Origin of the sequence: Treponema sp. OMZ 799, assembly GCF_024181365.1 — a bacterium.
Lineage (GTDB): Bacteria > Spirochaetota > Spirochaetia > Treponematales > Treponemataceae > Treponema_B.
In genome coordinates, this window is record NZ_CP051301.1 from 522,794 (window position 1) to 536,305 (window position 13,512).

The window sequence follows — 13,512 nt, forward strand, 5'->3', positions numbered from 1 at the left end:
TTAAAATTTATTCATTATGCGTACAAAAAAGGCAAGGGTGCGTTTAAACTCGTCCAGGCGTATTCTTTCATCATTGCCGTGAATCAAGCCTCTTTCTTCCTTTGTTAAGTGCATCGCAGAAAAACGGTATACCTTGTCCGAGATTCTTGAGTAATGGCGGGAATCCGAGCAGGCCATCATAAGATACGGCGTTACAAGAGCGTCTTCCCAAGTTTGCCTGATTGCATCGCTTAAAAGTTCAAATTCGGGGCAATCTATTTTTGAATAGCGGCTTGGTTCCTCATCATATTTTACCTCTATCTTTACGTCTTCATTTTTTATTACTCTTTTAAAATGAGAAACAATATTCTCTCTTCCGTCTTCGGCCAGATAGCGGATATTGATTCCTATGCTTGCCTTAGGCGGAATAACGTTAAAGGCATCGGAGCCGGACATCTTTGTTACGGCCGTTGTTGTGCGGAGCATTGCGTTTAATTCCCCGCCTGTTTTTTTGGTAAGCAGATTAAAAAGCGGGTAAAAAACTTTTAGGTTTGCAAAGACTAACCTCATCCCAAGGCCTGCATGACGGCCGAGGACATCGAACATGGCCGAAACGGGAGGCGTTACATGAATGGGGAGGGGATTGTTTTCGATATTGCAAACAGCCTGAGAGAGCTCTCCTACTATTGTGTGCCGGGGAGGTGTTGAGGCGTGCCCGCCCTTGCTTTCCATCGAAAGCTCCACATCCATCTGTCCCTTTTCTCCTATACCGATTACGGCAAACCTTTCTTTAATGCCGGGGAAGACACCTTCAACTACGGCCCCTCCTTCATCGAGAACGAAGTCTATTTTTATGTTTTCTTTTTTAAGCTCTTCGACTATTGCAGGACAGCTTGGGCCGTGCGGCTCCTCATCCCCCGAAAAGGAAAGATAAATATCGTGCTCGGGCACAAAACCCTTTGAAAGGAGATATTCGGCAGCTTCCATTACGCCGCAGAGGGTGCACTTAGTATCCAAGGTACCGCGTCCCCAAAGCACATTATCTATAATTTCCGCCCCGAAGGGATCCCGGCTCCAGCCTTCCCGATTTACGGGAACTACATCATAATGGGCCATAAAAACCGAAGCCTTTTCGGAGCTCTTTCCCTTCCAATGATAGAGAAGCCCCTTAGGCCCTAAGATTCGCCGCGGACAGGTTTTGGTTACCAGAGGGTAGGCCTCGTTAAGATAGTCTTGAAATTTTTTAAAAACGGCAGGGTCTTCAAGGCTTACATCGGCGTGAGACACTGTCGGAATCTTTATCATCCCCGCAAAACGGCTTATAGCCTTGTCAAAGTCCATATCGATATCTTCGATAATAATCTTATTTAGTTTTTTAGGTTTAAATGTAAGAGCCCTTAGCAGCAAACTTAAAGGAAACACAAGAAGCAAAAATAACAGGTAAAAATAATTCATAAGTTTCTCCTCTTTTATAGTCCGCATTATAGCATAAACTCAACGAAATGGCAAATGTCAAAGTGCGAATGACGAGGTGTGAATGTCGAGGTACGAAAGGCAATTCGACCTTCGGCATTTTTCATTTCCCTATTGAATTCTTTCCCCTTATCCTGTACAATCAGCCTTAGATTATCAGACTATTATTAAAGCAAGGAGAATTGCATGGCTGTCATAAATGTTACAAGCGAAATAGGAAAACTAAAAAAGGTGCTCCTGCACCGTCCCGGAAAGGAACTTTTAAATCTTACTCCCGATAAACTTGACGAATTATTGTTCGATGATATTCCGTTTTTGAAAATGGCCCAAAAAGAGCATGATGCCTTTGCCGATATTTTATCTAAAAACGGAGTTCAGGTCGTATATCTTGAAGACCTGGCTGCTGAGGCTGTTTCTCAAAGTGCGGAAATCCGCGAAAAATTTATAAAGCAGTATATTAACGAAGCTGATGTATATTCCGAATATTATCAAAAAATGATCTATGATTTTCTTAATGCAATAAAGGATCCGAAAGAGCTTATCCTAAAAACAATGGAGGGGGTAAATGCAAACGAGATACCCTTTAAGAATACCCATTCTCTTGCCCACTATGTTTTGGACTCGGGCTCTATGCTTATAAATCCTATGCCTAACCTTTACTTTACCCGCGACCCCTTTGCATGTATAGGAAACGGAGTCAGCTTAAACAAGATGTACTCTGTAACCAGATGCCGCGAAACTATTTACGGTGAATATATCTTTGAGCATCATCCGGAATATGCAGGAAAAGTAAAAAAATTCTATAACCGCTACGATGCCCCCAGCATTGAAGGCGGAGACATCTTAAATATCGGGAAAGAAGTGCTGGCTATCGGCCTTTCTCAGCGTACATCTGCAAATGCCATAGACTCTATCGCAAACAATATTTTTGATGATGAGTCTTCTCCCATAAAGACCATCCTTGCCTTTCAGATTCCGGCAATAAGAGCCTTTATGCACTTGGATACGGTATTTACTCAGATAGACTTTGATAAGTTCACCATCCACCCCGGAATCCTTGGCCCCTTAAGAGTTTTTGAAATTACTAAAGGAGCAAAAAAGGGTGAGCTCAATGTAAAGCAGATTGATTCTACCTTAGAAAAGGTGCTTGAAAAATATACCGGTGCCGGAAAAATTGAGCTCATCCAATGTGCAGGCGGAGATAAGATTGCAGCCGAGCGCGAACAGTGGAACGACGGCTCCAACACCCTCTGCATAAGCCCCGGTACAATAGTCGTCTATGAAAGAAACGATGTTACAAACGAAATCTTAAACAAGAAGGGCTTAAAAGTCCTCGAAATGCCCTGCGGCGAACTTTCCCGCGGCCGAGGCGGCCCCCGCTGTATGAGTATGCCCTTGTTGAGAGATGATATACGCTAGCTTTATATAAAGATTAAAACTTATGGTCTATACCGCTTTGCTTCATAATGGCATTAGCGGTATGCCGTGATTTTATTTTTGAGTCAACGGTAAAACGGCAATCGCTTATCGGACTATACCAAATGTCATGGTCACCCTTGCCGTGTCTTACAAAACTGCATCCGTTTTTACGCAAGATTTCTCTCACAATTTTTTCATACTGAGCCATTACGCGTACATCCGTTCGGATTTTTCGGCACAAAAGTGCAATGTGGTTTGATCATGGGGAAGCTGATTATTTTCTTGGAGGAGCTCAGGCACGGCATATCGTACCCTCTCCATGAGGGCATCGATCGAACCGCTTTCAAGCACAAGCCCTCTCACATCATCACTTGTTGCTATCCATACTCCGGCTTCGTTATCCCAGTTTATTTTAATGACATATTCCATAACTATAAGTTTATCATAGGCCGGATATTTTTACAAGTATAAACTATTTTACGGTAAATATTCGGGTAAGATATTTTTTAGGGAATTAAAAAGGTTTATTTTTAATTTGTAGGAGCCGCCGGTCAGCCTGTCAAGTCTTGAGCGGGCTGTTTTTCGGGCGGAGTTTTCTTGAAAATTGCAGGTACAGGTAGAGCAGATATAGCCGGCCTGGTCCGCATGGCGGATAATCATGGGGAGGTCTGCAAGACAGAGGGGCCTTATCATGGTAACCGGATATTTTTCGAATTTTAAGACAGGGGGCATTGTAGATAAAATTCCCTTTTCCAAAGAATTCATCAAAAGGGTTTCCAAAATATCGTCCAGATGATGGCCCAAGGCTATCTTATTAAAGCCGGCCTCCATGGCAAATTTATTCAGCTCGGTACGCCTTTGGGCCGAGCACCACCAGCAATTCATCTTTTCGTTGGGTTTTAATCTTCCCAAAACCGAAACGGTTTTTACGGTGAGCGGAATGTTCCAGTTTTCAAACATTTTTATAAGCTCAGAGGAAAACGGCGGAGCTACATCGGTTGCAATGTGCATAGCGTGAACTTCAAATCTAGGAGAGGGCCGTTTTAAGCGCGTCGAAAAATATTCGGCCAAGGCTGTAGAGTCCTTTCCGCCCGAAGCAGCAAGCAAAATACGATCTCCTTCTTCTATCATCGTGTAATCAAAAACAGCCCTGTCGATTGTTCTAAAAAGTTTGGGATTTGCCATGAGATTGAGAATAATCTTTTTTTTAAAAAAAGACAATGGCTTTTGGGTTAATAAGTTTCCTGCCGATAATGAAAGAGAGGTGTTGTATGAATTTTAATGTGGATACAAAGAATTTGGAAGATATGGGCGAAGGCGAATTAAAACTTGAGCTTAAAAAGCTTTTTGATGAGATCTACGGTGCTTCACCCGAAGAAGGAATTTTAATAGCCTCTCCTGTCAGTTTGACCCTCATGGGGGAAGAGCTGGATTATAACGGCGGAAATGTTTTAAACTTATGCTTCAATAAGTCTATTTATTTTTTTATTAAAAAAAATAATACGGATAAAATTTCTTTTACGGATCTGTTGCTGAACAAAAAATTTGAAGGCTTTATAAGCGGACAAGCAGAAAAAAATCAAAAGCCGGACAGCGTGCAAGAAGAAGGTTCGGCAAATTTAATATTCGATATCATTCTTTTGACTGTACAAAAAATTAATAAGCATTTTGAAAATCCTTTAAGCGGATTTGACATCTTAGTTTTCGATAAGGTTCGCTTTAAGACAAGGCAGACCTCATTACCGGCCTTTGAAGCAGGTTTTTGCACAGGCCTTTTATCCTTGTTTAAGCTTAAAGAAAATTTTAAAACTATAGCCTCTTTGTGTCTGGAAGCTGAACATGAGGTCTTAAACACAAAGAGGGGACTGTCAAATCAGATATCGTCTTTTTCGGCAAAACAAGAGACTATTAACTTGTTTGACTCTAGGGATCTTTCTTTTTTAAGTCTTCCATTAAATTTAGGAGAATACGGAATCGTACTAATCGGTACCCGCTCAAACAGGGAAGCTTATAGGGCATCCTCCAATATTCGCTACATGGAGTGTGAAGAGGGTTTGCATATTTTGCAAAAAAAATTGGACTTGGATCACCTGTGCGAAATAACCGAGGCAGATTATACTTACTATAAACCGAGCTTTTTTGATAAGACGATATTACGGAGAGTAAAGCATTGCATTACCGAAAACGCAAGAGTCTCTAAGGCTGTAAAAGCCCTAAAAAACGGCGACATGGATCTTTTAGGAAAACTCCTTTGCGAATCCCATATTTCGATGAGGGATGATTTTGAGCTTATGAGCACCGAACAAAATATTCTTTTTGAAACCGCCATTATTCAAAGCGGCTGCCGAGGAGCAAAATTAATCGGAAATACTGAGGGCTGCTATATTCTCGCCTTGGTAAAAAAAGAGGCGATGGACGAATTCTATCTTGAGGTACATAAAAGGTATTTTGAAAAAACCGGGGACAGCCCCGAATTCTTTGAATTTAAAAGTTCCGGCGGAATCCGCATCTTATAAAATGAAAAAAGGTGTTTAGTGAGTCTAAGAGCTCATTAAACACCTTTTTTTTAACATTGAATAAAGCGGTTTAAACGCCTCTTTCGCTCATTATAACTTTTATTTCTTCTTCGTTGATTCCTACCATAGCAGAGCCTAAGTTTTCTGAAACCTCTGCTAAGATTGCAGGATTATCGTAATTCTTTACGGCTTTTACAATGGCTGCTGCTCTTTTTGCAGGATCTCCCGATTTAAAAATTCCGCTTCCGACAAAAACGCCGTCAGCACCGAGGTGAACCATCAAAGCTGCATCTGCGGGAGTTGCAACTCCGCCTGCCGAAAAGTTAGGAACGGGGAGCTTACCGTGCTTATGTACATATTCTACAAGGGCATAGGGAACTTGGAAATTCTTAGCCGCAACATAGAGTTCATCTTCTCTTAAAGTTGTCAGCTGCCTCATCTCGCTTTGAATTTGGCGCATGTGCTTTACAGCCTGAATAACGTCTCCGGTCCCGGCCTCACCCTTTGTGCGGATCATCTTTGCTCCTTCTTGAATTCTTCGCAAGGCTTCTCCCAAATTGCGGGCACCGCAGACAAAGGGTACCTTAAATTTGTTTTTATCTACATGATAAACCTCGTCTGCCGGAGATAGAACTTCGGATTCATCAATAAAATCGATACCGATAGCTTCCAAAATTGAAGCTTCTACAAAGTGACCGATTCTGACCTTTGCCATAACAGGAATTTTTACAGCCTTTATGATTTCTTTGATCATCTTAGGATCGCTCATTCTTGAGACCCCTCCTGCCGCCCGTATATCGGCGGGAATTCTTTCGAGGGCCATGACTGCAACGGCTCCTGCATCTTCTGCAATCTTTGCCTGTTCGGGGTTGGTTACGTCCATAATGACGCCGCCCCTTAGCTTATCTAAAATATCCACAAAAACCTCCATAAATCTTTTAGGACAGATATAGATTATACCGCAAAGTCAGGATAAGTTAAAGGGGGCTGTTGCCTTCTTCTTAGGTTGACATTTTTGCCCATCTTTTGTATAGTTTTTAAGGTGTGTTTTATATAAGGAGCCGGTTTATGAAAAAAAAACTGTCGATGATTTTTTTTGTCTTTATAATGATTTCTTATCTGTCATCTCAAGATTACTATACGGATGAATTTAAGGATTTTACCTTTGAGATGCCGGACGGTTGGGAAACAATGACTTATCCCGGGCTGAAGTATAAGATAATATACGGAGAATCGGCAAACGGTCAAAATCAAAATATGATTTTTATTTCCGAAGAGGTTTCAGGTTCAATGGATGATGTCGCTAATGAATATTTATCCGATCAAAAAAATCCTGATGACCCGGCCTCCGATTCTACAGTAATAACACAAGAAAAATTTGAAAGTAATTATAATTTGGAATGCCGAAAACTTATAATGGAATTTCATGAAGCGAAAGATTCTGTAAAACATTATTTTTATTTGTTTAAGCATAACAATATTCTTTATATATGTGCTGCTACCTTATCTAATGATGTTGAGCCTGAAATTTTGGAAATGCTTGATGCATCTATGAAAACATTTCAGGTTCTTGATAAAAAAGAAGAAGAGTAATTTAGTTTTCTTTCATGGAAAAAAAAGCAAAAAAAGCGAAATACCTTTTTATTCTCTTTATAATTATACTTTGGATAGTTGCAATTTTTAAACTATATCCGATAATAAAAGAATTTAAAGAAGGAAAATCAGACTCAAGTAAACATGATGTAAATATAAAGGCAAAACCTAAAAAAGAAAATTCAAAAGAAGAAATTTTTTTTAAAAAATATGCTGAAAGTTTATATTCAACCTATTATGATATTCTAAATGTTTCCGTTTACGATTATATACCTGATGATGAAGACTATGGTTCAAATGAAAAATTCTATTTTGTTTCGATAGAAAAAAAATTGAAGTTTAATTCGGTTTATCAACTGCCATTTGTTGCAGGCATGAAAAAAGCTGTTGAAAATTTTAAAGACAGTAAAAATGCCTTACGCCAATACAACAAAAGAACTACGGAATTAAAAAAGTATATAGGTAAAAAACAAATTGAAAACAATATTTTTAAAATAACATTTACCGAAAAAAACAATTTTGAAAATATAAAAATTGAAATAGCAACCTATCATACAAAAATAGACGCTTTTTCTTTAAGGTCTCCGGACTCTGAGGTGCTTATGCAAAACGGTTTTGATTTTATAAAGTATCATGTTAAAACAAATTCAAAAAAGATTGATTACAATAATGCGGCTGCCGTCGGCTATTCAAATAAATATACATCCAATCCTTTAAATCTGTCAAGCGATATATCCGTTTGGAATCCTGAGTACAAAATATATGACAATGATTGTGCAAATTTTGTTTCTCAATGTATCTATGCCGGCGGAATTTCGCCGACGGCTGCTTGGTATCCTGAAAGCCTTATTTGGATCAGAACAGGGAGTCCGCGATATGAAAATAGCGGCGTAACAACCTATATGCAGAAGAATAATTTATTTTATGCAACAAATTATTCTGCTGCAAGTGAGGGCGGTTTTATCTGTCTTACAAAAGAATCTCATGTCGTTTTTATAACATCCAATGACAGTATCACCATCTTATTTAACGGGCATACAAATGACCGCAAGCAAGTTTCCTTCCCTCACTTAAACAACTCTGAGGCTATTTATTTAAGTCCGAATAACTAGGCTTAGTCTATCTTGAATTTATTTACTTCTTCGGATAAGGCATCAATGCGGTATTTGTTTTGCTTGGTTATTTCATTTACTTCTTGTACTGCATTGTTTATTTGAACTGAGCCTAAAACCATTTCGTTCATGCTGTCTGTGATTATTCTGGTTAGGCTGTCAAGTCTGTTCATCTCTTCTGCAACCTGTTCTCCGCCTGTAAACATATCCTCAGAGCTTCCCTTTACGGATTCTGTTATTTCATTTATATTTTTTATTGCAGCCAGAACCTCCCGGCTTCCTGCTTCTTGTTCCTGCATGGCGGCTAATATCATATCCTCTTGTTGTGCGATTTCTTTTACAAGATCATAAACTTGTGCAAAGGCTTTTTCTGCTCCGGCTCCTGCAATCGTTAAATTTTCAATTATGCGGGTTGATTCCTTTATAACCTCACCGATTTGCTTTCCCTGCATGTTCGATTCTTCGGCGAGTTTTCGAATTTCATCGGCAACTACTGCAAAACCCTTACCGCTTTCTCCTGCGTGGGCTGCTTCAATAGCCGCATTCATAGCCAAAAGGTTTGTTTGGCTTGCTATGTTTTGGATGATTTGACTTGCTTCAAGAAGAGAGGCAGACTGTTCTGCCATTTGCGCTACTACAGCATTTGCTCCGGCCGCTCCTTCTTTTCCTTTTTTTGTTTGTTCGTATACGGTTTTTATCAGGGTATTATTTTTCCCCAAAGTAGTTGCAACTGAGGCAATGTTTGCCGTCATCTCTTCAACTGCAGAAGAGGATTGAGCGATATGTCTTGCCTGAGTTTCAATATTCTCGTTTAAACGTTGGATAGAGTTTATTATATTATCTATAGTTTCTGCCGTTTTGTTTACGCTTGAGGCTTGATTCAAGGTTTGCTGCTTTACGCCTTCAATATTGGCACTTATTTCATTTATTGAACTGGCTGTTTGGGCCATGTTTGTTGCAAGCTCTTCTCCGATAGACTGCATTTCGCGGGTATTGTATGAAACTGATTTAAGTGAAAATGCTATTTTTTCGATTGTTTGGTTAAAGTAAAGAGCTATATCGCTTATTTCATCTTTTCCGCTTACCGGTAAGGAAACTCTTAGATCGCCGTCTCCTTCTGCTATATTTCTTAGAGCTGTAGATGTCTTTTCAAGAGGCTTACTTATACGTCCTACAAGAATAGCCGCAGCAATCAGTAAGGTTAAAAGACAAGCACTGAATACCCATAAAGATATAATAAAGACTTTTTGAGTTTCATTTTCAAATTGCTCTGCAAAAATCTGCTTATCTCTGTCTATTGTATCTATATAGCAGCCTGTACCTATCCACATATCGGTATTTTTAATTCTCATTGCTGTCCCAAGCTTGGGAAAAACTTCTCCGGCCGGGGCATCCGGCTTTGACCAATAGAATTCTAAAAATACGGTATTATTTTTAGCTACTGCATCCAGCTCACGCACAATGTACTGAGTTTTTTGCGGATTTTGTAAATCCCATAGGCTGGTTCCTTCCAAATTTTTATTGGAACCGTGAATTCTGCATAGACCCGTTCCGTTTTGATAGGCATAATAATATCCGTCTGTCCCGAATCTTAAATTTCTAACAATTTCTGCCGAAAGGGCAAGTTTTTCTTCTTCGCCGATATCCGTTCGGGCATAAATGCCTTCTATCAAATTGACTGCGATTTCTGTGGCAGACTTCATTTCCTGCTTAAATTTGTCATACAAAAGCTGAGTTTCAACCTTTTCAAAAAACATATTGTAAGATTTTTTGGACAAGTTTAATATGATGACTATGGTTACAAGCATAAAAAGAGCTATGCAAAACAAGGGTACAAATATTTTAAAAGCAACCTTATTAACGATTGTTTTTTTTGTGGGGGCATTTTGATTTTTCATACAAAATACTTTACTACTTTTTGTAATTTTTGTCAATTACTGCTAAAAACTCAATTTTTATGTTCTTTTATAGGAAGAATTTTAATATATCTTATCAGGTCGTTATCCATTTCATGGATTACAAATTTATATTCTCCAATATCAACCTCTAAGCCGAGATGAGGAGAACGTCCCTGCTGTTTAAGATAGTTAAATACATAACCTGCAACAGTATTTCCATATGCCTCATCAAAATCCGAGTCCAGCCTATGGTTTATCTCATGGATACTTGTTCCGCCGTTTACTATATAATCGCATTCATTCCCGGCTCCATATTCTCCGCCTTCATTGAGGTATTTTTTTACGGCAAACAAGGCTGCAATGGCTACAACACCCAAAAGAGCATCAAGCATACTGCCATGATCGGCTATAATTTTTCGTGCAATGGTATAAAGGACAACTTCAAGGGCACTTCCGGGGGTATGCTTTATAAGCATGTTTACAAATTCAAGACCGATTACAAGAGAAAATATTAATGATAAGAATTCGGAAAATGAAGGAATTTTGTTACTATAAATGAATGCAAATACCATTTCTTTTAGATCAAAGAAAATTTCGATAGAAAGAATTAAAATTCCAATAAGCATTGCAAAGGATAGAACAATTTCGATTCGTCCTGCCAACCTTGCCGCTTTTCGTCTTAGGTTTTGTTGATGAAAAAAAGCTTTAATTTTTTGCATAATGACTCTCCCTTGTTGCCTCAGATTTCGATGGAAGTATACATAAAAGTTTTTTTTTTGTCAATCTTTTGATTATACCTCGAGTGTCTTTAAAAAAAAGAAAGCAGCCCGAAAAGGAGGAGAAAGGGCTGCTTGTGAATAGAATAATAGTGTGTATCTTCTGTGTGTGAAGGTAATATACTTAATTTTAAAATAAATGTCAATAGTTTTAACGAAAAAAATTATATTTTTTACTCTTTTTTTGCATATTATGCGGTTTTCTAACATATTATACCTTCGTTTTTGCATAATAAAATCCTTGCCTTGCACTTTAGGTTTGAATAGGGTATACTTATACAACGGAGGTAAGTATGAGTATTCATATAGCTGCAAAACAAGGCGAAATTGCCGATAAAATTCTTTTACCGGGGGACCCTCTGAGGGCCGAATTCGTTGCAAACAATTTTTTGGAAAACCCTCAATGTTATAACAAGGTGAGGGGGATGTTGGGCTTTACCGGAACCTATAAGGGAGTAAGGGTTTCTGTTCAGGGAACAGGAATGGGTCAGCCTTCTTTTTCAATCTACGCAAATGAACTGTTTAGCGAGTACGGGGTACAAAAAGCTATCCGTATCGGAACTGCCGGAGCCTTGCAAAAGGATATAGGTTTGAGGGATGTAGTTTTGGCTATGTCGGCCTCTACCGATTCCGGAATTAATACGCACCGTTTTAGGGGCTGCCACTATGCTCCCACCGCCGACTGGAAGCTGCTGAAAAACGCCTATGACCATGCCCAGAAGATGGGCGTCAATCCCTTGGTCGGGCCGATTGCAAGTTCCGATGTTTTTTATGATGATCTTGAAACGTGGAAAATGTGGGCTGAATATGGGGTTTTGGCTGTAGAAATGGAAGCGGCCGAGCTTTATACCCTTGCGGCTAAGTACAAAAGACAGGCCCTTGCCGTTCTTACTATTTCGGATAATGTTGTTACCCATGAGCAGACAAGTGCCGAGGAGCGGCAAACTACCTTTAAAACCATGATGGAAATTGCTCTGGAGGCAATAATAGCTTAACCGCTCTAAAACTTTAAACTGCGACTACCTCGGTAACCTCGGGGAACATGTCCTTAAGCTGTTCTTCAACGCCCATTTTGAGCGTGTAGATAGCCATAGGGCATGAGCCGCAGGCTCCCTTTAACTTAACATAAACCTTTCCGTTTTCATCAACAGAATCAAGCTCTATATCTCCGCCGTCAGCCTGCAAATAAGGCCTTACCAAGGCTATGCCTTTTTCGACTTCTTCTTTAACCAACATAATGACCTCCGCTATCTTATAAATACTTCACAAAATATACAAAAAATACGGGGAGAAAGCAAGATAGTTAAAACTCGTACCCTATACTTATCTTTATAAAATGACTGTTTTGGCAGCGCCCCAATTTCCCGGTTTTTTTGCCGCCGAAAAAGCCGAGACCTAGGTCAAAGCCGATGGTGCCTATCAGCCACGAAAGTTCGGGGTTTATCATAAAGTCAACATCTTCTATTCCTACAAGAGCGTTTAGCTTCCATTCGAGGGAGCCTCTCACCAAGGTTTGCGAAAGACTTAAAAGAAGGCGTGTATCCGTGATAGGCCTTCCCTTTTCCGTATCAAGGCTGAGATTGTCCCGGTTTATTCCCGAATTTAAAAGCCGTATATTTTCTGCGGCTTGAAGTCTCAAGTTTATATTTTTAGGAAGAGCGTATAAAAGGCCTAAATTCCATGCAAGGTTAGGATTATATATATCGGGATTGTTTCCTTTTAGGTCAGAGCTGATATTTGCGGCAAATTCGGTCTGTACTGTGAGTTTTCCGAACATTGCCTCATAGTCGGCTCCGATTTGGTGATAGCGGTTGTATATGAGCTGAGTCTTTTCAAAGGCCTTTATAAATTCGTCTTCGGTATAAGCTGAAAGTTTGTGTTCCGATTTAAAATTAGGCTCATGGAAAAAGCCCGTAAAATACTGGAAACCTAGGTCGTGCTTACCGCCGATGTTAAGAGTATAACGCAAGCCTCCTTGGGCATAGTTCAGAGTGTTTGCCGTTGGGCTTTGCAAAAAAAGTTTTTTCTTTGCCTCAAGCAAGGCTGTGTTATCCGCAGGAGAAGGCAAGTTACGCGTAAGGTTTGCGAAGATGTTTTTTTGCCATCGGCCGTCGAGATCAAATTCATCGGCTTCAAAAACCGGGAGATATACAAATTCTAGTTTCATGTCCTTAGGTAAGTAAGCCGAAAGAAAAAACACGGGGGCCGATTTTTTTATTTTTTCTGGATAGAATTCGTATGGTTCGCTGTAGTCTTTGGGATTCACTATATCCAAAACGCTGAAAAAATTAGATCTTCCCCAGTTTACTTTTTTGATTCCTCCGCCGAAAACTACGGGCCCTGTAAGAGCTTGCACATAGGCCTCATCAACCCACCTAGGAAAAAGAGGTTTAGGAAAGAATTCGGCCTGTTCGCCCATACCGGCGGCAATGGTCTTAGCGTTTAAGTTTACCGAGGCATAGGCTTCTGCAAGGGGCGACTTAGCCTCCAAACGAAGGCGGCCCCAAAGAGGAAAGGGAAACTTATAGCTTTCAGGTTTTTTAAAAGCATCAAAGAAAACTTCCGTTCCTGTATAAAAGGCGCCGCCGAAATCTATGCTGAATACGCTTGATTCACTGCCACCTTCTTCATCATCAAAGCCGAAATCTCCTAAACCGTCTTCTTCGCTAAAAATCAATGAACTTATCGAAAGGATAAAAATTAACCTAAAAAAAAACTTTTTCATATTGTACAGCACCTTATGATT

Annotated in this window: 14 protein-coding genes; 5 read left to right on the forward strand and 9 right to left on the reverse strand. The window is 39.7% G+C overall.

What is annotated here, in order from left to right:
- On the reverse strand, positions 1 to 1,434 hold the full coding sequence (locus E4O04_RS02310) for a M20 family peptidase (RefSeq protein ID WP_253709628.1): 1,434 nt from the start codon (positions 1,432 to 1,434) through the stop codon (positions 1 to 3).
- A 204-nt stretch (positions 1,435 to 1,638) separates the two neighbouring features.
- Between E4O04_RS02310 and arcA the strand changes: the two genes are divergently transcribed.
- Complete coding sequence (gene arcA / locus E4O04_RS02315) at positions 1,639 to 2,871, forward strand: arginine deiminase (protein WP_253685809.1); 1,233 nt, start codon at positions 1,639 to 1,641, stop codon at positions 2,869 to 2,871.
- 13 nt (positions 2,872 to 2,884) lie between these two features.
- Here arcA and E4O04_RS02320 read toward each other — a convergent pair whose 3' ends face one another.
- Genes E4O04_RS02320 through E4O04_RS02330 form a run of 3 tightly spaced genes read right to left on the reverse strand, consistent with a single transcriptional unit; the run spans position 2,885 to position 4,056 of the window.
- Positions 2,885 to 3,079, reverse strand: coding sequence for a type II toxin-antitoxin system HicA family toxin (locus E4O04_RS02320; RefSeq protein ID WP_253677539.1), 195 nt, complete (start codon positions 3,077 to 3,079; stop codon positions 2,885 to 2,887).
- Entirely contained in the window at positions 3,079 to 3,300 is a 222-nt protein-coding gene (locus tag E4O04_RS02325; RefSeq protein ID WP_253677538.1) for a DUF1902 domain-containing protein, read from the reverse strand. Before E4O04_RS02325 ends, E4O04_RS02320 begins: the two co-directional genes overlap by 1 nt.
- A 48-nt stretch (positions 3,301 to 3,348) precedes the next feature.
- On the reverse strand, positions 3,349 to 4,056 hold the full coding sequence (locus E4O04_RS02330) for a tRNA 2-thiocytidine biosynthesis TtcA family protein (RefSeq protein WP_253709631.1): 708 nt from the start codon (positions 4,054 to 4,056) through the stop codon (positions 3,349 to 3,351).
- 86 nt (positions 4,057 to 4,142) lie between these two features.
- Here E4O04_RS02330 and E4O04_RS02335 point away from each other — a divergent pair, with 86 nt between their 5' ends.
- Positions 4,143 to 5,387, forward strand: a complete 1,245-nt coding sequence (locus tag E4O04_RS02335) for a galactokinase (protein ID WP_253709634.1) — start codon at positions 4,143 to 4,145, stop codon at positions 5,385 to 5,387.
- Positions 5,388 to 5,457: 70 nt separating this feature from the next.
- Here the strand turns inward: E4O04_RS02335 and pdxS are convergent, their stop codons facing one another.
- The gene (gene pdxS, locus E4O04_RS02340) at positions 5,458 to 6,306 is read right to left on the reverse strand and encodes a pyridoxal 5'-phosphate synthase lyase subunit PdxS (protein WP_256481878.1); all 849 of its coding nucleotides are present in this window, start codon (positions 6,304 to 6,306) and stop codon (positions 5,458 to 5,460) included.
- Between the two features lie 149 nt (positions 6,307 to 6,455).
- On the opposite strand from pdxS, the gene E4O04_RS02345 reads away from it, so the two are divergent.
- Together E4O04_RS02345 and E4O04_RS02350 are read left to right on the forward strand one after the other, a co-directional pair.
- A complete protein-coding gene (locus tag E4O04_RS02345) occupies positions 6,456 to 6,980 on the forward strand; it encodes a PsbP-related protein (protein WP_253709637.1) in 525 nt (174 codons plus the stop codon).
- Positions 6,981 to 6,994: 14 nt separating this feature from the next.
- A complete protein-coding gene (locus E4O04_RS02350; protein WP_253709639.1) occupies positions 6,995 to 8,092 on the forward strand; it encodes an amidase domain-containing protein in 1,098 nt (365 codons plus the stop codon).
- 2 nt (positions 8,093 to 8,094) lie between these two features.
- On the opposite strand, the gene E4O04_RS02355 is transcribed toward E4O04_RS02350, so the two are convergent.
- Positions 8,095 to 9,990 carry a methyl-accepting chemotaxis protein gene (locus E4O04_RS02355; protein WP_253685799.1) on the reverse strand — a complete coding sequence of 632 codons (1,896 nt, stop codon included), beginning with the start codon at positions 9,988 to 9,990 and terminating at the stop codon, positions 8,095 to 8,097.
- A gap of 50 nt (positions 9,991 to 10,040) precedes the next feature.
- Positions 10,041 to 10,709, reverse strand: a complete 669-nt coding sequence (locus E4O04_RS02360; protein ID WP_253685797.1) for an HlyC/CorC family transporter associated domain-containing protein — start codon at positions 10,707 to 10,709, stop codon at positions 10,041 to 10,043.
- Between the two features lie 350 nt (positions 10,710 to 11,059).
- Between E4O04_RS02360 and deoD the strand changes: the two genes are divergently transcribed.
- Complete coding sequence (deoD, locus tag E4O04_RS02365) at positions 11,060 to 11,761, forward strand: purine-nucleoside phosphorylase (RefSeq protein ID WP_253709653.1); 702 nt, start codon at positions 11,060 to 11,062, stop codon at positions 11,759 to 11,761.
- A gap of 13 nt (positions 11,762 to 11,774) precedes the next feature.
- Here deoD and E4O04_RS02370 read toward each other — a convergent pair whose 3' ends face one another.
- Both E4O04_RS02370 and E4O04_RS02375 read right to left on the reverse strand, forming a co-directional pair.
- Positions 11,775 to 12,002, reverse strand: coding sequence for a NifU family protein (locus tag E4O04_RS02370; protein WP_253685793.1), 228 nt, complete (start codon positions 12,000 to 12,002; stop codon positions 11,775 to 11,777).
- A gap of 67 nt (positions 12,003 to 12,069) precedes the next feature.
- Positions 12,070 to 13,491 (reverse strand): hypothetical protein, encoded by a 1,422-nt coding sequence (locus E4O04_RS02375; RefSeq protein ID WP_253709656.1) that lies wholly within the window; start codon positions 13,489 to 13,491, stop codon positions 12,070 to 12,072.
- Positions 13,492 to 13,512 lie beyond the last annotated feature (21 nt).